The organism is Sphaerisporangium sp. NPDC049003 (assembly GCF_043197795.1).
Taxonomy (GTDB): domain Bacteria; phylum Actinomycetota; class Actinomycetes; order Streptosporangiales; family Streptosporangiaceae; genus Sphaerisporangium.
Window position 1 is genome coordinate 137,066 of the sequence record NZ_JBICTU010000012.1, and the last position, 21,473, is coordinate 158,538.

Consider the following 21,473-nt stretch of genomic DNA (forward strand, 5'->3'; position numbering starts at 1 on the left):
TGGGGGGCAGGTGCACGGACGCAGTGCATCCCGAAGTTGCGAGGAACAGCGAAAAAAGTAACATTAGTTTGCGAGATTTTTGCGTAGTGCTGGCCAAATGTTACATAGGCACTTCGGTCACGTCAACGGCTGGGAAATAGGTTCGTGGCCCGGCCCGACGACCGGATGTGACACGAGGTAAGGGCGGCCGTGAACGCCGGGCCGGAGGCGCTACGCGCGGGCCAGGCGGAAAGTGCCGCACGCCGGGTTCAGCATGTGGCCTTCCAGGTGGGTGGGACGGGCCGGCGCGTCTTGGAGGGGAGCGGTGAGCCCGACCATCGACCACCCCGGGGGCCGTTCCAGCCAGTGCCCGGGGAGCAGTCTCAGCTGACCACCGGCGATCCGCCCGTGGACGGTGAAAGCGCCGCGCGGGACACTGGCGTTGCCAGGCGTCGGCCCGAAGTCGAACCGGGCGGAGAGCGATCCGCCGGCGGCCGGAGGGCTCACGGTCAGGCGCAGGGACGTCTCGCCCTGAGGGCATTCATAGGTGCCGTGCCAGACCCCGGCGAGGTCGAAGGACGAGGACGCCGGAGTCGCGGGCGCCGCCGCGGTGCGGGGAGCGCACGGCGGGTCGTACGGAATGTTCGGATCGACGTAGCGGCGCCACGCGTCCTTCGTCATCGACGCCCGCGAGAGGGCGCAGATCCGGTCGATCGCGGTCCTGACGTCCATGGACCAGATCGTCACGGTGTTGTCCCGGCTGGCGGCGGCGAGCAGGCCGCCGTCAGGGCTGAACGCGACGCTTCGCACATCGTCGCTGTGCCCGTTGAACGGCTCGCCGATCGCTCGTGGCCGCCGGGGGTCGGTGACGTCCCAGATCCGGATGGTGCGATCCTCGCCGCCGCTGGCCATGGTCTTCCCGTCGGGACTGAACGCGACCATGTTGACGGCGTCGTTGTGGGCCGATCGGAGCACGCTCAGCGATCTCATCCGCCACGGGTCGGAGACGTCCCACAACTGGATCGCCTCGTCGATGTTGACGCTCGCCAGGACCCGTCCGTCCGGCGAGAACGCCATGGAGGTCAGCTCTGACCCGGTGTCGCCGTCGGAGAGCCGGCGCGGTGACCGGGGATCGGAGACGTCCCAGAGGGCGACCAAGCCGTCGCCGTGCCCGATGGCGAGGAACCGGCCGCCTGGGGCGAAGGCGATGGTCAGCGCGGGATAGTCGCGCCCGGCGGTCGTGCCGAGCAGGCGCGGGGCGGACGGGCGGCCGACGTCCCAGAGCCGTACGGCGCCTTCGCCGTCACCGAAGGCCAGGACCCGGCCTCCGGGCCCGAACACCGGCGACAGGGCGACTCCGTCGCCCTTGGCCAGCGGCTTGCCGACGGTGCGCGGCGCGGACAGGTCCGACACGTTCCACAGCTGCACGTGTTCGAAGTCCGAGAACGCGGCGAGCAGCCGGCCGTCGGGGCTCCACGCGGACTCGGTCTGGAAGACCCCCCGGTGGGCGGGGACCGTGCCGCCGAGCGGTCTGGGCTCCGCCGGATCCGAAACGTCCCAGAACCGGACGGACTGGTCGTCGCTCGTCGTGGCGATCTTGGTACCGTCGCGGCTGAACACGGCCGAGGTCACCGTCGAGGAGTGCCCGATGAGCTGGGTGTGCGGCAGAGCCCAGAGCCTGACCACGTAGTCGGCTCCGGCGGTCACCAGGTAGCGGCCGTCGGGGCTGAACCGGGCCGCGTTGACGTCGTTGGTGTGCCCCGCCAGCGGGGGGCCGAGCTGGGTGGGGTAGTGAGGATCGGCCATGTCCCAGATCCGCACGGTCTGGTCCTCGCTCGCGGTCGACATCAGCAGTCCGTCAGGGCTGAAGGAGATGTCGCCGATGGAGTTGGTGTGCCCGGTGATGGCGATCCCTGCCGCCTCGGGCTTCGCACGGCCCTTGAGTTCGAGGAGCTGAATGGTGTTACGGCTGCCGCTGGTCGCGAGGAATCGGCCGTCAGGGCTGAAGGTGGCGGTGCCGGCGTCGAGGCTGTCGAGCAACCTCGGGTGCTCCCGGTCGGTGAGGTCCCAGAGTTCGGTCCCGCCGAACTCGCGCGTGTCGAGCAGGGTGTTACCGTCGGCGCTGAATTCCATGCTGTGGGCCGCGGTCGTGGCGTCGCTCGTGAACCGGCTCTTCAGCCTGGCGGGCCTGCGCGGGTCGGAGATGTCCCAGAGGTCGATCGCGCTGCCCACCCCGGTGCTCACCATGGTCTTCCCGTCGGGGCTCAGCGCGACCGCGCTGTCGTCCTCGGGCTTTCCCCCGTTGTCCGTACGGCTGAGCAGCATCGGGCGCGACCGGTCGGACACGTCCCACAACCGGAAGACCCGGTCCCAGTCGGCGCTGGCCATGAGCTTGCCGTCGCTGCTGAACACGACGGTGGTCACCCCGTTCTGGCCGTCGGTGAGCGGCCGGCCGAGCGGAGCAGGGGCAGCGGGGTCGGAGACGTCCCACAGCCGGATGGTCTTGTCCTTGCCGGCGCTGGCCACGGTGAGGCCGTCCGGGCTGAAGACCACCGACGCCACCGAGTCCGTGTGCCCGATCAACGGGATGGACAGCGCGGACAACTGCGTGCCGAGGAGGCGCTGGGTGGTGTCGCCGCTGGGCCGCCGCCGGTGGGCGACCAGCGCGAGCTGCGCCGACATCGACAGGTCGTAGTTCCGCAGCCGGTCCGATTCGGTGAGCACCCGGCTGTAGACGGCGAGGTCGCGCTGCCTCAACGCCTCGTTGCCCTGCGTGAACGCGAACACCGCGGCCGTGGTGGCGAGCAGGCTGAGGACGGTGAGCACGCTGATGATCGCGTTGCGGATCCGGAGCGTCCTCCGCTGGAGGCGCTCGGACGCATCCAGGAACCGCGCGACGGGCGCCTGGATCGGGTTGACGGTCCTCTTGGCCCACTCGCGCGCCTGGTCGAGTCGCGCCCCCCGGTAGAGCGCGTCGACGTCCTTGGTCTGGTGCCAGGCCGTCGTGGCTTCGCCGAGCGCCTGCTCGACCAGCCGGTCCTCGCGGTTGTCGCCGAGCCATTCCCGCAGCCTCGGCCAGCTGCGCAGCAACTCGTCGTGGGTGATGGTGACGGTCTCCAGGTCGGACGTGAGCAGCCGGGCGGCGGTGAAGGCGTCGACGACCTCGCGGGCGGTCGCGGGGTCGTGGCTGGCGTCGACGAGCTCCTCGCGCCGGCGAGGGCGGCGGACGTCCGGTGTGCCGGTGTCGCCCAGCTTCACGAGCCGGACGAGCAGGCCCGGCGTCATCGCCTGGCCGGCCGGGCTGAGCTCGCGGAGGGTGCGGTCCGCGGTGGTGGCGATCGCCCCGCTGATGCCGCCCGTGGTCGCGTAGCCGCTGACCGTGAGGATGTGCCCGTCGCGCTGCTGCCAGCTGACGCGCAGGGCATGGGCGAGGAGGGGAAGCCGGCCGGCTTCGTAGTCCCCGCCGGGACCGGCGCCGAGATCGCGCAGGAGCAGTTCGACCAGGCCGTACTCGACGGCGAAGCCCTCGCGCCGTGCGGGGTAGAGGATGGTCCGGCGCAGTTCTTCGACGGTCATGCTCTTGAGCAGGAGCGGGTTGTCCTGGAGCGCCGCGAGAAGCGGAGGGTGAGGCAGGCAGGCGCCGTAGAAGTCGGCGCGGAGACCGATGACGACCCAGCCGACGCGCTCGGCGAGCTCGCCGAGCAGGCGGAGGAACAGCTGCCGTTCGCCTTCCTCCGCGCACAGGGTGAACAGTTCCTCGAACTGGTCCACGACCACGATGGCCGGTGTGCCGGCGAGGTGGAGGGCGAGGGCGTCGACGCAGCCGGCGGGCGCCGTCACCGTCCCGGTGACGGCGGCGACCTGCGCGGCGAGGGCGTCGGCGGGGTGGGCGCCGGGCGTCAGCGTCAGCTGGGGCCACCTGCTGGAGCCGGGCAGCGCCGACTCCTTGAGTTTGGGCAGCAGCCCGGCGCCCAGCAGCGAGGACTTGCCGGCGCCCGATGGCGCGATGATCATCTGGATGCCGGAGCGACGCCGGTCGAGCAGCTCGATGAGCTGGGCCAGCACCTCCTCGCGCCCGCAGTACCAGTCGGACTGCTGGGGCCCGAACGCGGCGAGGCCGGGATAGGGGCAGACATCCGTGATCCGGCCGGGCGTCGTACGGCGCAGCACGCGAGTGCCGTCTTCGAGATGGAAATGCTGATCTCCGGCGGCCTGATTGATGCTCGCCGAACCCGTCGCGTGAGCCTGAATGTTTATCCGCGGCTCTTCTTCCCGCTCGTCCATCAACCTTAACGGTAAATCACCTTTAGGAAAGAGTGGAAGAATGAGCCGATTCGTTATCCGGTCATCGGCCGGCATGGTGTTGCGGGCACGCGGAAAAGCTCGCGGCCCCGGGCCCGATAAGAACGCCATGCCTGGTGTGCGAGACAGATCGGGGTCTCCCGGCGATGATGGCTCCATGTCAAGGCGCGTGCTGTTCAAGGTGGGCGCGGCGCTCTGCGCGGCGGCCGCCATCGTCCTCGTGGTCGTCGTCGTGGGCCTCGACACCGCCGACAAGCTCGCGAGCGTGCTCGGACTGGTCGTCGCGCTCGCGGGACTGGCCGCGAGCCTGCGTGGCGCGGCCAGGTCACGCCGTCAGGAGGGTGAGGCGACCGTGGACCGACTGGACGGGACAGAAGCCACATCGCTGGTGAACGCGATGGCCGGCGACAACTGGAGACAGGCCCGGGCGGTGCTGCTCGGCCTGTGGCGGGACGCCCTTCCCGACCGGCTTCCGGACGTCGAGGCGGCCCTCGAAGAGACGCGCAGGGAACTGTCGGCCGTCTCCGCGGACGCCGTGCCGGATCTCCGGAGCGAATTCGTCACGGAATGGCAGTCCAGGCTCCGCCGCCACGCGCTGGCGGCCCCGGGATTCGTGCCCGCACTCCACCGTGTCATCGCCCACCAGATCGCCCCACTCGCGGCCCCGGCCGTTCCGCCGGGAATCCAGATGAACGCCACCTCCTATGATCACTCCCGAATCAACCAATCAGCTGGAAATATGTATATTAACGACCAAAGCGACCAATCTCCTCGTCGGAAACTGGGCGACGAGGCTGGATGACCGGATCTCCCGAAGGCGCGGGTGTAAGGAGGCGCGGAGGCCCGGCGGCCCCGTGCATTTCCGGGAAGGGTGAGGCATTCGCAGGGCCGGTATCGGCCCGGTGACGGCTGCCAGGTGCGCGAGGCTCGGTGGAACGTTTTACTCATCGCATCCGTTGACAGGCCTCCTGGCCGGTCTCAACTTCCGTTCACCGCGTTGAAACGTGTCAACCGTCCGCCCGGCCTTTCCACCGCCGAGCCGGGCGCGGGCGCTCTCCAGGAAGCACGAGAACCCTTCCCAAGGAGTACGTATGCGCTCCTGTCCGGGCATGGCCCGGCTCGGGTGTTGTGTCCCCCGAGGCGGGCTCCCGCAGGGCGAAGGTGAACCCACCCCAGACTCGGGTTTGAGTGTTCCCTGACCGTCCCCCTCCTAGCGTGGCCGTAGCCGGCACGTGCCGGGGGGATGACAGAGGGGCAGGCCCTGAGCGGATGACAAGGACCACCCGGGGGGTCGTCCGGCTGCTCGCCGCCGGGGCCGCCCTCGCGCTGACGGTGTCCGCCTGTTCCGGCGGGGTCCAGCCGCGGGACGCCGAACTGCCGTCCACGCCGCCGGAGGCCCCGCCCGCCGCCGAGCGGAAGCCGCACGGCGGCGCCAAGGAGGCCATGGTCGCGGACGTCTACGCCCACGACCGGCCGGGCATGCTCAGTCCCGCCGTCGCCGGGTTCCCGTCCCTGGTCTACGTGCCCAACAGCGAGAGCGGCACGGTCAGCGTCATCGACCCCAAGACCTACAGGGTCATCCGGCACTTCAGGGTCGGCAGGCGCCCGCAGCACGTCGTCCCCTCGTGGGACCTGAAGACGTTGTGGGTCAACAACAACGACGGCAACACGCTCACGCCGATCGACCCGGCGACCGGGAAGCCGGGCAAGCCCATCGAGGTCGAGGACCCCTACAACCTGTACTTCACCCCGGACGGCACCACCGCCCTGGTCATGGCCGAGCGGCTGAACAGGCTCGACTTCCGCGACCCGGAGACCTTCAAGCTGCGCGAGTCGGTGGACGTGCCGTGCCGTGGCATCAACCACGCGGACTTCACCGCCGACGGCTCGACCTTCCTGGCCAGTTGCGAGTTCTCCGGCCACCTGGTGGTCGTCGACGTGGCCGGGCGGAAGGTCAGCGAGGTCGTCAACCTGCCGGCGCATCACAGCATGCCGCAGGATGTGAAGCTCTCTCCGGACGGCACGATGTTCTACATCGCCGACATGGCCAAGGGCGGCGTCTGGGTGGTCGACGCCGAGCGCTTCAAGGTGCGGCGCTTCATCAGGACCGGCGCCGGCGCCCACGGGCTGTACGTCAGCCGGGACTCCGAGAACCTCTATGTCTCCAACCGTGCGGCAGGGTCGGTGTCGGTGGTCTCGTTCGCCAAGCACCGGCCGATCGCGACCTGGCGCATCCCCGGCGGCGGCTCGCCCGACATGGGCGGCGTGTCCGCCGACGGCAGCCGCCTGTGGCTCGCCGGCCGCTACAACAGCGTCGTGTACGTGTTCGACACCCACGACGGCCACCTCGTACGGAAGATCCCGGTGGACGCGGGGCCGCACGGCCTGGCCGTCTACCCGCAGCCCGGACTTCACTCCCTTGGCCACACCGGAGTGTTCCGCTGAGCGAGGCGGCTGACGGTGGGGCGGGGAAGGCCGCCGCCCGCCCGGGGGGAGCCTTTTTCCCGGGCGGGCCGCTCCAGGCGGCGGCCGGTCAGCCGACCGGCACCTGGTAGTCCTTGGCCAGGCCGGAGACGGCGGCCTCCTTGAGGATCACCGCGCCGCCCACCGCTGACTTGTCCGGCTTGACCACGTACGAGGCGCGCGAGGCGGGCTGGTCGACGTGCGAGAAGTCCATCGGCGTCCCGAATCCGCCCTCCCACGCGGGCTGGGAACGGTGGGCCTTGACGATGCCCTCCCGGCTGAGGTCCCTGGCCTCGCAGGCCTTCTTCAGCGCGTCCCCGACGATCACCGCCGCCGAGTACCCCGCTCCGACGCCGCTGTCGACCGGCTGGCCCGCGTACTTGGCCTGGTAGTCGGCGACCAGCTTCTGGATGGCGGGGAGCGGCGCGCTCATCGGGGGGGCCGCGGTCATGATGAAGTAGTTCTTCAGCAGCGCGGGGGCGGCGGGCGTCCCGAGCAGCTGGGGGCTGTAGGCCGAGTTGCCGGCGACGAACGGGATGTCCATCCCCCTGGCGACGGCCACGCCGACCAGGGAGGCCGCCTGCCGGGGGCCGACCGACACCAGGACCGCCTTGACGCCCGCGTCCTTGAACGCCGACACCTGGGCGCTCATGTCCTGGTCGGTGGCCTTGATCTTCTGCTCCACCACCGTGAGGCCGAGCTTCCCGGCCGCGTACTTCGACCCGTTGAGCGCGCTCTCGCCGTAGTCGCCCTCGAAGTACAGGTGGCCGATCTTGTCGCCGGACCTGACGCCCTTCTCCTTGACGAGGAAGTCGACCCCGTTGATCATGTCGAGGTCGTACGTGGTGCCGGTCACCTGGATCGCCTGGCCGCCCAGCAGGCTCGTGGCCCATGCCATGGGGATCGTCAGCAGCTTGTCGTCCTCGATACGCCGCTTGAGCGCCGTGACCATCGGCGAGCCGATGAACTGGGTGATCGCGGCGGACTTCGGCGCCACCTCGGTGTAGGCGGCCACGGCCTTCTGGGCGTCGTAGCCGTGGTCGCGCACGATGCCCGCGATCTTGCGCCCGCAGACCCCGCCTCCGGCGTTGACCTGCTCGAAGTAGAGCTGCTGCGCCTGGGTGATGCTCTTGCCGAGCGACGCGTAGGGCCCGGTCAGGTCCGTGAGAAGGCCGACGGAGATCGTGTCCGCGGTCACGCCGGGGCCGGTCCTCACCCCGTCGCCCCCGGTGGCGGGCTCGCCGCCCGTGGCCTTGCCGCTCGCGCAGGCGCTGACCGCCAGCGCGAGCGCCGCCATCGTGGCGGCTCCGGTACGGATGCCGAACTTGCCCATGTCAGCTCCTGGTGTCGGGAGAGGGGGACGGAGAAGGTGAGGAGGAGAGCCGGATCTCCGGGGCGCGGGCGGGTGACGTCCGGCCGGTGATCGTCGCGCGCAGCCTGCCGAGGAGCCCGGCCAGGCCGCCGGGCAGGAAGAGCACCACCGTGACCACGGCCGCGCCGTACAGGATGCGGGCCGCCTCGGCGGGGGACACCCCGCCGGAGCCGGGCTCGGCGATCAGCGGCAGAGCGTCGCTGTAGCGGGTGAGGAGCTGGGGCAGCACCGAGACGAAGACCGCCCCGATGACCGCGCCCCCGACCGACCCCAGCCCGCCGATGACGATCATGGCGAGGTAGTCCAGCGACAGCAGCATGCCGAAGTGGTCCGGCACGGTCCGCTGGAAGACCAGGGCGAGCATCACCCCGGCGAGCCCCCCGTACATCGAGGACAGGACGAAGACCCCGGCCCGGAAGCGGGCGACGGGGACGCCCATGACGCCCGCGGCGATCTCGTGGTCGCGGATGGTGTTCATGGCCGGCCCCGGACGGCCGCGCAGCACGCCGCGCGCGAACGCGGCGGAGCCCAGCACCGCGAGCAGCCCGAGGAACCACAGGCGCTCCAGGGAACCGAACGGCACGTCGAGGATGACCAGCGTGGGGGAGTCGGCGAAGACCAGCCCGAACAGCTCCAGCGGCGGTACGGCCCGGCCGTTGTAGCCGCCGGTGACGGACTCGGCGTTGAACAGCAGGTGCTGCCCGAGGAAGATCAGCGCGAGGGTGGCGATGCCGAGGTAGGCGCCCTTGAGGCGGCCCGCGATGGGGCTGAACAGGCCGCCCGCGAGCCCCGCCGTCAGCACGGCCAGCACCGCCGCGAGCGGGGTGGGCAGGCCGAGGCCGCCGAGCGCGTGCCGCGCTCCCTCCTCGGGGACGGCGGCGAAGTACACGTAGGCGTAGGCGCCGACCGCCAGGAAGAAGGCGTGGCCCATGGACAGCTGCCCGGTGGAGCCGGTCAGCAGGTTGATCCCGATGGCGCCGACGGCCGCCGACATCGCGAACAACCCGGTCTGCAGCCAGAACCCCTCCAGGTAGAAGGGTACGGCCGTCGCCACCACCGCCCCCGCCACCAAGATCGGCACCCTGGCGAGCCGGAACCGTGCGGCGGGCCTCCTGCGAAGGTCAGACACGGGCGGTCTCCCTGGTTCCGAACAGTCCGGCCGGGCGCAGCAGCAGGATGACGACCATGACCAGGAACGGCGCGACGTCCCCGATGCCCCGCCCGAGGAAGGCGAGCTGGTTCTGGTAGCCGGTCATGAGCGCCTCGGTGACCCCGACGATCAGTCCGCCGGCCAGGGCGCCGGTCGTGGAGTCGAGCCCGCCGAGGATCGCCGCGGGGAAGGCCTTGATCGCCGCGAAGGAGGTGCCCCGGTCCAGCCCCGGCGTCGGGAACACGCAGAGGAACACCGCGGCGACCGCCGCCAGCGCCCCCGCCACCGCCCACGCGCTCAGGGAGACGCGGCCGAGCCGGATGCCCATCAGCGAGGCCGTCTCCGCGTCCTCGGCGGTGGCCCGCATCGCGATGCCCCAGCCCGTGTACGTGAACGCGAGCAGGAACAGCGCGATCAGCGCCGCGGCCGTGACCAGTGCCACGATCCGGGTCTCGGCGACCGTCACCGGCCCGAGGTGGACCACCGAGTCGCCCCAGGGGTCGCCGAGCGCGAGGATCTCGGTGCCGATCTGCCGGGTCAGCTCGGTGGTGAGCACGATGTCGAGGCCGATGGTGACGATCGCCAGCACGCTGTGCGAGGTCACACCGGCCCGCCGGATGACGAGGAACTCCACCAGTGCCCCGATGACCGCCGCCGAGGCGACGCCGGCCAGCAGCGCGGCCCAGAAGCCGGTCACCGGCTGGAGGCGGGCGACGAGGTACCCCCCGGCCAGCAGCAGCGACGCGTGCGCGAAGTTGACCACCTCGGTGGCCTTGAAGATGACGACGAAGCCGAGGGCGATCAGCGCGTAGACCGCCCCGATGGAGATCCCGTTGACGAGGAGCTCCAGGAACGTGATCACATGTCCTCCTGGGAGCTCGTGCCGAGGTAGGCGCGGATGACCTGGGGATCGTCCTGCACCTCTTCGGGTGTGCCGTCGGCGATGCGGCGCCCGAAGTCGAGGACGGTGACCCGGTCGGCGAGGCGCATGACCATGCCCATGTCGTGCTCGACGAGCAGGATCGAGATGCCGAGGCTCTGCCTGACCGCGACGATCAGCTCGGCCATGTCCAGCCGCTCGCCGCCGTTCATCCCCGCCACGGGCTCGTCGAGCAGCAGCAGCCGGGGCTCCATGCACAGGGCGCGGGCCAGCTCCACCCGTTTCTGCACGCCGTACGGCAGGAGCCCCACGGGCGTGCCGACGTGGTCGCCGAGGCCCACGAAGGCGGCGATCTCGGCCGCGCGGGCCCGGTGCCGCGCCCACTCCCGGCGGGCCGGCGGCAGGCGCAGGCCGGAGGAGAGGAAACCGGCCCTGGTCAGCCGGTGGCGTCCGAGCATGAGGTTGTCGAGCACCGGCAGGTGGCGGGAGAGAGCGATGTTCTGGAACGTCCGGGCCACCCCCAGCGCGGCGACCCGGTGGGGCGGCAGCGCCGTCAGCTCGGCGTCGCCGAAGCGGACGCTGCCGGACGTCGCCCGGTACACCCCGGACAGCACGTTGAAGAAGGTCGACTTGCCGGCGCCGTTCGGCCCGATGACCGCGTGTACGGTGCCCGGCGCGACGGCGAGGCTCACGCCGGAAAGGGCCGTCAGCCCGGCGAAGCGCACGGTGACGTCCCTGACGTCGAGAAGGGGCATACCGTCCGGTTGGTATGACGTGGTCATGGGGACCACCTCGTCAGCGTCCGGCGCCCCGGCTCGCCGGCCGGTCGCGCGGGGTCCTCGCCCGGCGGGCCGGTGACGCCGAGGTACCGGCGCCTCACCTCGTCCCCCGCCGCCAGTTCGGCCGTCGGGCCGTCGAGCACCACCTCGCCGACCGACAGGACGTACGCGTGCGAGGCCAGCGACAGGGCCAGGGCCACGTTCTGCTCGATGAGCAGGACCGAGGTGCCACGGGCGTTGATCTCCTTGACGGTCTCGGCGATGCGGGCGGAGACCAGAGGGGCGAGGCCGAGGGTGGGCTCGTCCAGGAGCAGCAGGGCGGGACGCGCCATCAGGGCCCTGCCGATCGCCAGCATCTGCTGCTCGCCCCCGGAGAGCAGGCCGGCCCTTTGACGGGCGCGCTCGGCGAGGACGGGGAACAGGCTCAGGACCTCTTCCCGTGCCCGCGCGGCCTCCTTGCCGCCACGGGCGCCGAGCGCGCCGGCGCGGAGGTTCTCCTCCACGGTCATCCGCGCGAACACGCGCCGCCCCTCGGGGACCTGCGTCACGCCCCGCGCCACGACGCCCGGCGCGGACACCCCGGACAAACGCGTCCCCGCCCAGGTGACCGCCCCGCCGCCCACGGCTCCCCGGTGGAAGCGCAGCGTCCCCGAGATCGCCCGCAGCAGCGTCGTCTTCCCCGCGCCGTTCGCGCCGAGGACGGCGACGATCGATCCGGAAGGCACCCGGAGGGACACCCCGCGCAGCGCGCGCACCGGGCCGTAGCTCACCACCAGTTCGCTGACCGCCAGCCCCGCGTCACCGGGCGGGGGCGCCGTGGCGTCCATGTCGTTCCTCCTGACAGTCGGTGCAGGCACACGTAAACGCCGCATGCGCACCGTCGTCCAGATGCGGCGGTGAAGTCGGGACCGGTGCCCACCACCGCGGGAAGGCCGTTGTGCGCCCGCACAACGGCGAGTCACGAAACGAAACCGAACCTTGTTCCGTATGGGAGCGGGTGGCAGTCTCTGAAGGATGGCCGCCAAGCGAAACGAGCACGTCGACGAGAAGGTACGGCACGTGTTGCGCATCGCCGCCGCCCGGCTGCTCGAACGCCTGCCCGAGCTGACCGACGAGCTGGTGACCCGGGTGCGCGAGGGCGACGAGGCGTACCGCAAGCTCGTCACCCTCGAAGATCACTGGCGGAGCACCGAGGAGGGCCTGAGGATCGGCATCGAGGCGATCCTGCAGAGGCCCGAGGAGCGCCGCGACCTCACGTTCGCCAGGAAGATGGCGGGCCGCCGCGCCGACCAGGGCCTGCCCATGGACTCACTGATGCGCATGTACCGGCTGTCCGCGCAGGTGACCTGGGCCGGCTTCGTGGAGCTGATCGAGCGGGAACACCCCGAACTGCTCGGCGCCCTGGTCCGGACCGCGACGCATGTCTGGCACGCGATCGACAGGCAGGCCATGATGGCCGCCGACACCTACAGGCGGCGGGAGAAGGAGCTGCTCGGGCGCAGCAACGAGCGGGTGAACGCGCTGCTGGACGACCTCCTGGAGGGCACCGGCGACGCGGCCGTGGCCCGGTCGGCCGCCGCGGCGCTCGACCTGCCGGAGCGCGGTCGTTATGCGGTGGTCACAATCAGGCTCCCCCTGCGCCACGACCACTACGGCCACCGCACCGGCCGGGCCTGCCACGCTCCCGGAAGGCCCGGCAGGGACGGGCACGGAGCCCCCGCCACGGAGGGCGGGCGGCACGGGGCGGACGCCCATCCGGCGACGCTCGGGCCGATGCGGCTGCTGTGGCGGATGCGCACCCAGCACGAGGTGGCCGTCGTCGCCCTCGGGGAAGGCACGCTGGAGGAGCTGGTCGAGGGGATGACCCCGCTCGTGTACGGCCCGGCGGGGGTCAGCCCGGTCGTCGGGGGGCTCGACGAGCTGGGCACCGCCAGGAAGCTCGCCGAGATCGCCATGCGCACGTGCTCGGGCTGCGGGCCGGAGATCGCCCGGCTGGACCGGCGGCTGCCCTCGGCGCTGGTGGTCTGCGAGCCCGAGCTGGCGGGCCACCTGACCTCCGAGGTCCTCGGAACGCTGCTCGCCCTGGACCCGGCCGATCGCGACGTGCTGCTGGCCACCCTCTCGGCCTGGCTGCGATGCGAGGGCTCGGCCGCGCGCGCCGCCGGGCAGCTGTACTGCCACCGCAACACGGTCTTCAACCGCATCCGGCGCGTCGAGCAGCTGACCGGGCGCTCCGTGTCCCGCCCCCGTGACATCGTCGAGCTCGCCCTGGCGCTGGAGGCGGTGCGCCTGCTCAGCACGGCGCAGTGATGGATGATGGAAGTGAGCGCCGGGCTGACCGTGCGCTGAGCGTCCGCTTCGAGCGTGGTCGCGACCGGGCCGGGCCCATCCCGGGGTGCTCCGGGAGGAGAGGGGAAGGCGGTGGGACCCGATCGAGGCGAGAGGAGTCCGCATGGACGAGGTGTGCCTGAAGATCGACGCGCCCCCCAGAAAGGTATGGGACCTCGTCACCGACGTCACCCGCTACGGCGAGTGGAGTCCTGAGAGCACCGGCGGCCATTGGCTCGCGGGCGTGGGCGGGCGGCTGGGCGCCTCGTTCCGTGGACGCAACCGCAGGGGCCCGTTCCACTGGGCGACCACCTGCACCGTGGTCGAGTGGGAGCGCCCCCGCCGGTTCACCTTCGAGGTGGAGCTGTCACGGATGCGCTGGGGCTACCGCCTCATGCCCGACGGCGACGGCACGGTGCTGTGCGAGTGGCGGGAGCACATCGGGTCACCGGTCGCGCCGGTGCGCGCGCTGCTCGCCCTCGGCTTCCTCGGCAGGGACCGCGAGGCCCTCATGGTGGAGGGGATGCGCAGCACCCTGCGGAGGATCAAGGCAGCCGCCGAGAAGCCCTAGAGGTCCGGTTCCTCCCGACCGGCCACGGCGGCCAGCGAGGCGGTCACGTCGGCGTCGATGGTGAAGGCGGCGTCCAGCCGGGTGAGCGCGAACAGGCGCCGCAGGAAGCCGTTCACCCCGGCGAGCCGGACCCACCCGCCGGCCCTCTCCGCCTGACGGTGGACCTCAAGCAGGATCCAGAGGCCGCCGGAGTCGCAGAACCCGAGCTCGGTGACGTCGATGACGATGCGGTCGCGTCCCTCGGCGACGAGGGCGCGCAGCTGTTCCCTGGCGGTGGAGTACGTGGTCGCGTCCAGGTCGCCGATGATCGCGACGAGCGTGCAATCAGGGTCACGATGACTGCTGATCGCCAGTTTCAGACCCATCCGGCCGCTCCCTGTGCCGAACGTCAAAGACGGAGGCGTTCAACTCGCGTGATCCTTGCGGTTCAATGGTCGCATCGCGCCGCCGCGCCTGGACGGTTTTCGCCTGCTATGTACTTCGATCGAGACCTGCGGCCGCCAGTGTATCGCCGACGCCGGTCCGGAAAGGCACTCAGGACGCGGGTGCCGGACTCCGGCCCCGCACGGCTCCACTGTGCTACTGACCGGTACAAACATATGTAAAACTGGCGGTATGGAGCCTTCGGAAGTTCTCTATCCTCAGGCCGCCGAGTCGAGCGAACTGCTCGACCGTACCCCCGGACTCTGGGTCGATTCCAGTGACGACGACGACCCGGTGCTGCTGTACGCCGACGGGCGCGTGGTGGACACCTGGCGGGAGCACTACCCCTACACCGAACGGATGTCGCGCTCCGAGTACGAGCAGACCAAGCGGCTGCTGCAGATCGAACTGCTGAAGCTCCAGTACTGGATCAAGGACACCGGGGGCCGGCTGGTGATCCTCTTCGAGGGCCGCGACGCCGCCGGCAAAGGCGGGACGATCAAGCGGTTCATGGAGCACCTCAACCCCCGCGGGGCGAGCGTGGTGGCCCTGGAGAAGCCCAGTGAGCGCGAGCGCACGCAGTGGTATTTCCAGCGGTACGTCGCCCACCTCCCCGCCGCCGGAGAGATCGCCCTGTTCGACCGGTCCTGGTACAACCGCGCCGGGGTCGAGTGGGTCATGGGCTTCTGCACGCCGCAGGAGTACAAGGAGTTCATGGTCCAGGCCCCGCTCTTCGAGCGGATGCTGGTCAGGGAAGGCATCCACCTGATCAAGCTGTGGTTCTCGGTGTCCCACCGCGAGCAGCGCACCCGGTTCATCATCCGCCAGGTCGACCCGGTACGGCAGTGGAAGCTGTCCCCGATGGACCTCGCCTCCCTGGACAAGTGGAACGAGTACACCCGGGCCAAGGAGGACATGTTCCTCAACACCGACACCGAGGACGCGCCCTGGACCGTCATCAAGAGCAACGACAAGAAGCGCGGCCGCATCGCGGCCATGCGTCATGTCCTCAGCCAGTTCGACTACACCAACAAGGACCACGAGATCGTGGGCTCGCCCGACCCGCAGATCGTGCGCTCCGCCGCCGACATCGTCGAGGAGGACCACACGGCCCCGCCGCCGGAAGGCGCCGAAGCCGAAAAGTCCTCCTCGCAGGCCATATAGGCCCTCCCGGTGGGGACCATGTTCCTACCTTTTGGCGACATCTCTAAAGATGACCCCGGCGTCCTTAACAGGGCGCGAGCAGCTCACTAACGGGGGGGTCGCATGACTTCATCAGGGTACGGCAGGGCGGATTCGGCCAGTGATCGCGTGATGCACCTCGCCGGCGATCCCGACGCGGTGGCCAGGGCCCGGCGGCTGGTGTCCTCCGCGCTCGGGAAGAAGCATCCGCTCCACGACGACTGCGTCCTTCTGACCAGCGAGATCGCCACCAACGCGGTCGTACACTCCGACTCGGGCGGCGGCGGGACCTTCACGCTCAGCGTGTCCTACGCGGCCGACTGGGTGCGCATCGCCTGCCAGGACGCCGGCTCTCTCGACCCTCCCTTCGGATGGCGCCCCTCCTCCCCGCTCGACACCGGGGGCCGGGGCCTGCTCCTGCTGGAGGCGCTCGCCCACCGCTGGGGCTTCATCCGCGAGGCCGGGACCAACAACGTGTGGTTCGAGATGCACGTCGACCTGCTGAACCCCTCGCCCGCCACACCCCAGGGAGCCCTGCGGGTCGCCCGCTGAGCTCCCCTCGGTGATCAGGGGAGGTCGAGGCGGCAGAGTCCCTCGGCCAGGACCTTGGTCGTCAGGCGCGTACGGCTGTCGCAGCCCAGCTTGGCGAAGATGTGCTCCAGGTGGGTGGTCACCGTACGGACGCTCAGCACCAGCACCGCCGCGATCTGCGGGTTGGAGTCGCCGAGCGCGACCCTGGTGAGCACCTCGATCTCCCTGGCCGTCAGGTCGTACGGCAGGGCGCACGGCCGCTCGGCGATCACCGCGCCCTGGATGGCGCCGTGGAAGCCCACCCCGGCGCGGTGGACGCGTACCTCGCGCCACTGGCCCGACGAGTCGAGCCACAGCCCGCGCCGCGACAGCTCACGCGAGTCGATGAAGTCCCTGGCCAGCTCGGCCATGGCCGGCTCCCGGCCGACGGCCTCGGAAGCCGGCCACCCGGCGACCGCGCGGCGCCGCCCGCCGCGCTCGAAGGCCACCGCGTGGAAGCCCGGGGGCAGCCCGAGCGGGTCGATCACGCAGCGGGTGAGGTCGGTGACGTGGGCCAGGGCGCTGGAGACGGCGCTGATCACGGTGGTCGTCTCGGGCGGGAGCGCCTCGCGGGAGTTGACGTGCAGCAGGCCGGTGTACCTGCCCTCGGTCACGAACAGCGGCGCGGTCAGCCCCGAGCGCCAGCCGTACGGCGCGAGGTGCCTGCGGTAGTAGAGCTCGGTGCCGGGGGAGCCCATGGGCAGCGGGACGCGGGAGGCCATGGCGCGCCGGTAGGGGTCGAGGCGGGCGTACTCCTCGGCGGCGTCCGCGTCGACCCTCGCGTATCCGGAGGACACCAGGCTGCGGTGGCGCCCCGTCGCCGGGTCGAACGCGACGAACTCGTACGCCTCCACCGGGATGATCTTCCGCAGCGCCGTCATCGCGCCGTGGGCCCCGGATCCGCCCGCCACCTGGAATCCTACTTCCGTGAACGCGTGGAGGTGGCGTGCGCTCAGGGTGATCTGATCCATCGGTCCTCCACTCTCAGCTTGCCCGAGACAGATCTTTCCAGGGAATACGTAAGTTTGCCGATGCAGACACTTGCCACGCTATTTAGCCTCTCCGGCATCACGCCGGTGCGACGGAGAGGCAGAGGAACAGTGACGGTCCTGAAGAAGGCGCGAGGTGCCGCCGTCCTCCTCGCGGCGGCGCTCACGGTGGGCGCCTGTGGGGGTTCCAGCGGAGGTTCCAGCGGTGACCAGGGCGGACAGGGGGCCGGCCAGTTCTCCGTGGCGCTCAACGAGCCCGATCACCTGACCCCGGGGAACACGTCGAGCAGCTACTCGATCACGGTGCTGCAGGCGCTGTTCGACACGCTCGTCGTGATCGACGCCAAGGGCCAGACCCGGATGCGGGCGGCCGAGTCGGTGACGAGCGACGACCAGAAGACCTGGACCATCAAGATCAAGCCGGGACAGAAGTTCCACAACGACGAGCCCGTCACCGCCGAGAGCTTCGCCGACGCCTGGAACGCCGCCGCCTACGGCCCGAACGCGTGGACCAACAACTACTACTTCGCCAACATCGAGGGCTACGACAAGCTCAACCCCGAGGCCGAGGCCGAGGGCGCCAAGCCCACCGCCGAGAAGCTGAGCGGCCTCAAGGTCGTCGACCCCACCACCCTTGAGGTGACCCTGACGGCGCCGTTCAGCCAGTTCCCGATCACGCTGGCCTACACGGGCTTCGCGCCGATGCCGAAGGCGGCCTTCACCGACCTCAAGGCCTACGACCAGAAGCCGATCGGCAACGGGCCCTTCGCCCTCGACGGCGACTGGGCGCACAACCAGCGGATCAAGCTGAAGAAGTTCGCCGGATACGCCGGACCCCGCCCCGCCAAGTCGGACGCGGTCCAGTTCAAGATCTACGCCAGCCGCGACACGGCGTACACCGACCTGCGGGCGAACAAGGTCGACCTGCTGCAGACCATCCCGCCGCAGAGCGCGACCGAGGCCAAGAAGCTGCTCGGCGACCGGTTCGTGCCCACGGCCAGCGGCACCATGGACTACCTCGGCTTCCCGGCGTTCGACAAGCGGTTCCAGAGCCCCGACATGCGCAAGGCGATCTCGATGTCGATCGACCGGCAGGGCATCGTGGACGCCGTCTACAACGGCACCTTCAAACCGATGGCCTCGCTGCTGGCGCCGCTCGTGCCGGGATACCGCGAGAACGCCTGCGGTGAGGCGTGCGCGTACGACCCGGCCAAGGCCAAGGCGCTGTTCGACAAGGCCGGTGGCTTCACCGGCACGCTGAACCTCTACTTCTCCAACGCCGACCCGAGCTACGAGCAGTGGATGCAGGCCGTCGCCAACCAGCTCAAGCAGAACCTCGGCATCGCCGACATCCAGTTCCGCAAGATCCCCGCCGCCGACTACCTGTCGACGCTGCGCGAGAAGAAGGAAGACGGCCCGTACCGCAACAACTGGGTCATGGATTATCCGAGCCCCCAGAACTACCTTGAGTCGATGTGGGGCGCGGGCAACCGCATGGGCTGGGACAACAAGCAGTTCAACGACCTGATCGCCAAGGCCAACTCGGCGTCCACCATGGAGGCGAGCATCCCGCTCTACCAGCAGGCCGAGGACGTGGCGCTCGCCGAAATGCCGATGATCCCGCTGTGGAACTGGCAGGATCAGGCCGGCTACTCCAACAAGATCACCGGCGTTCTGATCGACCCGTACAGCCCCAACCTCGACACCATCACGGTCAAGTAAGGATGCACGCGATGGGGACTCCGCGCACGGCCCCCGGCCAGCCGGGGTCCCCCCGTGCCGCCACCGGCCGCGCGGCCGGGCACGGCGGCGAAGCTCGCGCGGGCTCTCGGGCCCGCCGCGGCGGTGAGCCGGGCGCACGGTGAGGTACGCCGTCCACCGCCTGCTCCAGGCCGTCCCGGTCTTCGTGGCCACCACCTTCCTCATCTACGCCATGGTGTTCTCCCTTCCGGGCGACCCGATCCTGGCACTCGCCGGCGACAAACCGGTTCCGGAGGCCGTGCTCCAGACGCTGCGCGAGCACTACCACCTGAACGACCCGCTCATCGTGCAGTACGGCCTCTACATGGCGGGGGTCTTCCTTCGAGGCGACCTCGGGGAGACCTTCACCGGGCAGCAGGTCGGCGAGCTGCTCCAGGACCGCTGGGCGGTGACCGCGCAGCTCGCGCTCACCGCGTGGATCTTCGAGCTGGTCGTCGGCATCGGCCTCGGCGTGATCGCGGGGCTGCGCCGGGGCAAGCTCGCCGACACGGCGGTGCTAGCCGGGACGACGTTCGTGATCGCCGTCCCGGTCTTCGTCGTCGGGTACACCGCCCAGATCGTGCTCGGGCTCGACCTCGGCCTCTTCCCGACGGCGGGCACCGACGACGGGTGGCCGGCGAGCTACCTGCTGCCCGGCATGGTCCTCGGCTCCTTCGGCCTGGCGTACGTCGCCCGGCTGACCCGCACGAGCGTGGTCGAGAACCTCCGGGCCGACTACGTCCGCACGGCCGCGGCGAAGGGGCTGCGGCGGTCCAGGATCATCGGCAGGCACACCCTGCGCAACTCGCTGATCCCGGTCGTCACCTACCTCGGCGTCGACTTCGGCAACCTCATGGCGGGCGCCGTGGTCACCGAGGGCATCTTCAACCTGCCCGGCATCGGCCAGCAGGTCTTCCAGTCGATCCAGCTCCAGGAGGGTCCGGTCGTCGTCGGCGTCACCACCCTCCTGGTGATGATCTTCATCGTGGCCAACCTGCTCGTCGACCTGCTGTACGGCGTGCTCGACCCGAGGATCCGCCGTGGTTGACCTGAAGGCCTCCGTCGAGGCGACCTCGCACGGCCCGAAGCCGGAGCGGAACATGCGGGGCTCCCTGTGGTACGACGCCTGGCTCGAACTGCGCGGGCGGGTCCTGTTCTGGATCTCGGTGGTCATCCTCCTCGTCGTCTGCGCGATGGCCGCGTTCCCCTCGCTGTTCGCAAGGCTCGGCCCGAACGAGCACTGCGACCTGCGGATGTCCAAGAAGGGGCCGGGCGGCGGGGCCGTCTTCGGGTACGACCTGCAAGGTTGCGACTACTGGTCGCAGATCGTGCACGGCACCCGCGCGTCCGTGCTGATCGGCGTCGCGGTGACGGTGGCCGCGCTGCTCGTCGCCATCGTGCTCGGCCTGCTCGGCGGATACTACGGCGGCGTGCTGGACGCGATCATCTCCCGGGTGACGGACGTGTTCTTCGGCATCCCGTTCGTCCTCGGGGCGACGGTCGTGCTGGTCGCCTTCCCCGGGCACGGGATCTGGGCCATGACGATCGTCCTGGTCCTGCTCGGCTGGACCACCATGACCCGGCTCATGCGCGGCCAGGTGATCGCCATCCGGGACACCGACTACGTGCAGGCCGCGAGGGCGCTCGGCGCCGGGGACCGGCGGATCATGATCAAGCACATCCTGCCGAACGCCATCGCCCCGGTCTTCGTGGTCGCGATGCTGAACGTGGGCAACGTCATATCGGGGGAGGCCACGCTCGACTACCTCGGCGTGGGCCTGCAGTATCCGGACGTGTCGTGGGGGCTCCAGCTGAACGTGGCCCAGGTGTTCTTCGCGGAGTACCCGCACCTGCTGGTCTTCCCGGCGATGTTCCTCACCGCGACCGTTCTGAGCTTCCTGCTCCTCGGCGACGTCGTCCGCGACGCCCTCGACCCCAAGCTCCGCTGACCCCGCCGCGGCGGGCACGGCCGCGGCACGCGCGGCCGGGGGGTCAGGGGTGGTGTGCGTGACCCGCGAGGAGGGCGTACGTGTGGCGGCGGGCGGGCGAGCCCCGATGGCACGGTGTCGGGGCCGCTCGTGGACGCGCTCCCGTCAGGGGGTGAGGTTCACGTAGTAGACGGAATAGCCGTTCATGTCGACCAGGCGGGTGCCGACGCGCCTGGCCGCGGTGCTGCCGATGTTGAGGCAGGAGTCGAAGGCGTTCTGGTAGACGTAGATCGGGCCGTAGGGGCCGGTCCAGATCGCGCCGTTGGCGGCCTCGGCGTAGAAGGCGGCGTACCGGTTGCCGGTGTTGAGGACGTGCGCCTCTCCACCCGGATCGATCGCCCACCAGCCCCGGGTGCCCCACTGGCCGTAGTCGCGGCAGGTGTCGGGGCTGTAGAACATGATCGCGACCCACACCTTCGAGGTGTACTGGTTACGGAAGTGCAGCTCCATGGTCGACTACTCCTCCGGCTCGATGAACCGCTGGGAGAGCGGCCTGCTGTCGATCGCCTGCTCCGAGTGCGGTGGCAGATGCTCGCCTTCGCCCGCCACCACGACGGCCCGGTCGACCATCCCCGGGCTCTCGCTGACCTCGCCCGTGTCGGTCGACGTGACGTTCGTGAACGCCACTCGTGGATCGGGCACTCGCTCGGTGCCGTCATCCGGCATGTGACTCACCTCCTGATCACTGTGGGTAATCAAAATTCAACGTACAGTCATGGCAATGGGCATGTAAAGACACGGCGGCGACAGCGCCCCC

19 protein-coding genes are annotated in these 21,473 nt (G+C 70.4%); 9 read left to right on the forward strand and 10 right to left on the reverse strand.

The features are described 5' to 3' along the window. Positions 1-210: 210 nt before the first annotated feature. Positions 211-4,263: a WD40 repeat domain-containing protein gene (locus tag ACGFIV_RS15305; RefSeq protein ID WP_392835222.1), complete on the reverse strand. Its 4,053-nt coding sequence runs from the start codon at positions 4,261-4,263 to the stop codon at positions 211-213. A 175-nt stretch (positions 4,264-4,438) separates the two neighbouring features. Here ACGFIV_RS15305 and ACGFIV_RS15310 point away from each other — a divergent pair, with 175 nt between their 5' ends. Both ACGFIV_RS15310 and ACGFIV_RS15315 read left to right on the forward strand, forming a co-directional pair. After that, a complete protein-coding gene (locus ACGFIV_RS15310) occupies positions 4,439-5,083 on the forward strand; it encodes a hypothetical protein (RefSeq protein WP_358561761.1) in 645 nt (214 codons plus the stop codon). Between the two features lie 467 nt (positions 5,084-5,550). Beyond that, entirely contained in the window at positions 5,551-6,726 is a 1,176-nt protein-coding gene (locus tag ACGFIV_RS15315) for a YncE family protein (protein ID WP_358561758.1), read from the forward strand. A gap of 88 nt (positions 6,727-6,814) precedes the next feature. On the opposite strand, the gene ACGFIV_RS15320 is transcribed toward ACGFIV_RS15315, so the two are convergent. The 5 genes from ACGFIV_RS15320 to ACGFIV_RS15340 are packed head-to-tail and all read right to left on the reverse strand — an operon-like array spanning position 6,815 to position 11,752. Continuing rightward, complete coding sequence (locus ACGFIV_RS15320) at positions 6,815-8,077, reverse strand: ABC transporter substrate-binding protein (protein ID WP_392835226.1); 1,263 nt, start codon at positions 8,075-8,077, stop codon at positions 6,815-6,817. A 1-nt stretch (position 8,078) separates the two neighbouring features. Beyond that, a complete protein-coding gene (locus tag ACGFIV_RS15325; protein ID WP_392835229.1) occupies positions 8,079-9,245 on the reverse strand; it encodes a branched-chain amino acid ABC transporter permease in 1,167 nt (388 codons plus the stop codon). Continuing rightward, positions 9,238-10,128, reverse strand: a complete 891-nt coding sequence (locus tag ACGFIV_RS15330; protein ID WP_358558964.1) for a branched-chain amino acid ABC transporter permease — start codon at positions 10,126-10,128, stop codon at positions 9,238-9,240. The genes ACGFIV_RS15325 and ACGFIV_RS15330 overlap by 8 nt, the downstream gene beginning before the upstream one ends. Beyond that, positions 10,125-10,928, reverse strand: coding sequence for an ABC transporter ATP-binding protein (locus tag ACGFIV_RS15335; protein WP_358558962.1), 804 nt, complete (start codon positions 10,926-10,928; stop codon positions 10,125-10,127). The genes ACGFIV_RS15330 and ACGFIV_RS15335 overlap by 4 nt, the downstream gene beginning before the upstream one ends. Beyond that, complete coding sequence (locus ACGFIV_RS15340) at positions 10,925-11,752, reverse strand: ABC transporter ATP-binding protein (protein ID WP_358558960.1); 828 nt, start codon at positions 11,750-11,752, stop codon at positions 10,925-10,927. The genes ACGFIV_RS15335 and ACGFIV_RS15340 overlap by 4 nt, the downstream gene beginning before the upstream one ends. 187 nt (positions 11,753-11,939) lie before the next feature. Here ACGFIV_RS15340 and ACGFIV_RS15345 point away from each other — a divergent pair, with 187 nt between their 5' ends. Together ACGFIV_RS15345 and ACGFIV_RS15350 are read left to right on the forward strand one after the other, a co-directional pair. Next, complete coding sequence (locus ACGFIV_RS15345; RefSeq protein WP_358558958.1) at positions 11,940-13,235, forward strand: helix-turn-helix domain-containing protein; 1,296 nt, start codon at positions 11,940-11,942, stop codon at positions 13,233-13,235. A gap of 142 nt (positions 13,236-13,377) precedes the next feature. Then, the gene (locus ACGFIV_RS15350; protein WP_358558956.1) at positions 13,378-13,824 is read left to right on the forward strand and encodes an SRPBCC family protein; all 447 of its coding nucleotides are present in this window, start codon (positions 13,378-13,380) and stop codon (positions 13,822-13,824) included. Here ACGFIV_RS15350 and ACGFIV_RS15355 read toward each other — a convergent pair. Beyond that, a complete protein-coding gene (locus ACGFIV_RS15355) occupies positions 13,821-14,189 on the reverse strand; it encodes an STAS domain-containing protein (RefSeq protein WP_358558954.1) in 369 nt (122 codons plus the stop codon). The two genes, ACGFIV_RS15350 and ACGFIV_RS15355, sit on opposite strands and share 4 nt — an antisense overlap. Positions 14,190-14,439: 250 nt before the next feature. Here ACGFIV_RS15355 and ppk2 point away from each other — a divergent pair, with 250 nt between their 5' ends. After that, the gene (gene ppk2, locus ACGFIV_RS15360; protein WP_392835235.1) at positions 14,440-15,411 is read left to right on the forward strand and encodes a polyphosphate kinase 2; all 972 of its coding nucleotides are present in this window, start codon (positions 14,440-14,442) and stop codon (positions 15,409-15,411) included. 102 nt (positions 15,412-15,513) lie between these two features. Continuing rightward, on the forward strand, positions 15,514-15,981 hold the full coding sequence (locus ACGFIV_RS15365; protein WP_358558950.1) for an ATP-binding protein: 468 nt from the start codon (positions 15,514-15,516) through the stop codon (positions 15,979-15,981). Between the two features lie 14 nt (positions 15,982-15,995). Here the strand turns inward: ACGFIV_RS15365 and ACGFIV_RS15370 are convergent, their stop codons facing one another. Then, positions 15,996-16,970: a LuxR C-terminal-related transcriptional regulator gene (locus ACGFIV_RS15370; protein ID WP_358558948.1), complete on the reverse strand. Its 975-nt coding sequence runs from the start codon at positions 16,968-16,970 to the stop codon at positions 15,996-15,998. A gap of 129 nt (positions 16,971-17,099) precedes the next feature. On the opposite strand from ACGFIV_RS15370, the gene ACGFIV_RS15375 reads away from it, so the two are divergent. The 3 genes from ACGFIV_RS15375 to ACGFIV_RS15385 all read left to right on the forward strand — a co-directional run bounded on the left by ACGFIV_RS15375 (position 17,100) and on the right by ACGFIV_RS15385 (position 20,677). Continuing rightward, positions 17,100-18,710 (forward strand): ABC transporter substrate-binding protein, encoded by a 1,611-nt coding sequence (locus ACGFIV_RS15375; protein ID WP_392835240.1) that lies wholly within the window; start codon positions 17,100-17,102, stop codon positions 18,708-18,710. A 139-nt stretch (positions 18,711-18,849) separates the two neighbouring features. Then, entirely contained in the window at positions 18,850-19,776 is a 927-nt protein-coding gene (locus ACGFIV_RS15380) for an ABC transporter permease (RefSeq protein ID WP_392835243.1), read from the forward strand. Then, positions 19,769-20,677, forward strand: a complete 909-nt coding sequence (locus ACGFIV_RS15385; protein WP_392835246.1) for an ABC transporter permease — start codon at positions 19,769-19,771, stop codon at positions 20,675-20,677. The genes ACGFIV_RS15380 and ACGFIV_RS15385 overlap by 8 nt, the downstream gene beginning before the upstream one ends. 144 nt (positions 20,678-20,821) lie before the next feature. Here ACGFIV_RS15385 and ACGFIV_RS15390 read toward each other — a convergent pair whose 3' ends face one another. Together ACGFIV_RS15390 and ACGFIV_RS15395 are read right to left on the reverse strand one after the other, a co-directional pair. Continuing rightward, entirely contained in the window at positions 20,822-21,166 is a 345-nt protein-coding gene (locus ACGFIV_RS15390) for a DUF1036 domain-containing protein (RefSeq protein ID WP_358558940.1), read from the reverse strand. A 6-nt stretch (positions 21,167-21,172) separates the two neighbouring features. Beyond that, positions 21,173-21,382: a hypothetical protein gene (locus ACGFIV_RS15395; RefSeq protein WP_358558938.1), complete on the reverse strand. Its 210-nt coding sequence runs from the start codon at positions 21,380-21,382 to the stop codon at positions 21,173-21,175. Between the last annotated feature and the right edge of the window lie 91 nt (positions 21,383-21,473).

Bases quoted from the DNA above. Each gene is read 5' to 3' on its own strand.
- ACGFIV_RS15320 (WP_392835226.1), bottom strand. From the start codon at position 8,077: ATGGGCAAGTTCGGCATCCGTACCGGAGCCGCCACGATGGCGGCGCTC.
- ACGFIV_RS15355 (WP_358558954.1), bottom strand. From the start codon at position 14,189: ATGGGTCTGAAACTGGCGATCAGCAGTCATCGTGACCCTGATTGCACG.
- ACGFIV_RS15370 (WP_358558948.1), bottom strand. From the start codon at position 16,970: ATGGATCAGATCACCCTGAGCGCACGCCACCTCCACGCGTTCACGGAA.
- ACGFIV_RS15315 (WP_358561758.1), top strand. From the start codon at position 5,551: ATGACAAGGACCACCCGGGGGGTCGTCCGGCTGCTCGCCGCCGGGGCC.
- ppk2 (WP_392835235.1), top strand. From the start codon at position 14,440: ATGGAGCCTTCGGAAGTTCTCTATCCTCAGGCCGCCGAGTCGAGCGAA.
- ACGFIV_RS15395 (WP_358558938.1), bottom strand. From the start codon at position 21,382: ATGCCGGATGACGGCACCGAGCGAGTGCCCGATCCACGAGTGGCGTTC.
- ACGFIV_RS15350 (WP_358558956.1), top strand. From the start codon at position 13,378: ATGGACGAGGTGTGCCTGAAGATCGACGCGCCCCCCAGAAAGGTATGG.
- ACGFIV_RS15365 (WP_358558950.1), top strand. From the start codon at position 15,514: ATGACTTCATCAGGGTACGGCAGGGCGGATTCGGCCAGTGATCGCGTG.
- ACGFIV_RS15335 (WP_358558962.1), bottom strand. From the start codon at position 10,928: ATGACCACGTCATACCAACCGGACGGTATGCCCCTTCTCGACGTCAGG.
- ACGFIV_RS15305 (WP_392835222.1), bottom strand. From the start codon at position 4,263: ATGGACGAGCGGGAAGAAGAGCCGCGGATAAACATTCAGGCTCACGCG.
- ACGFIV_RS15345 (WP_358558958.1), top strand. From the start codon at position 11,940: ATGGCCGCCAAGCGAAACGAGCACGTCGACGAGAAGGTACGGCACGTG.
- ACGFIV_RS15390 (WP_358558940.1), bottom strand. From the start codon at position 21,166: ATGGAGCTGCACTTCCGTAACCAGTACACCTCGAAGGTGTGGGTCGCG.
- ACGFIV_RS15310 (WP_358561761.1), top strand. From the start codon at position 4,439: ATGTCAAGGCGCGTGCTGTTCAAGGTGGGCGCGGCGCTCTGCGCGGCG.
- ACGFIV_RS15340 (WP_358558960.1), bottom strand. From the start codon at position 11,752: ATGGACGCCACGGCGCCCCCGCCCGGTGACGCGGGGCTGGCGGTCAGC.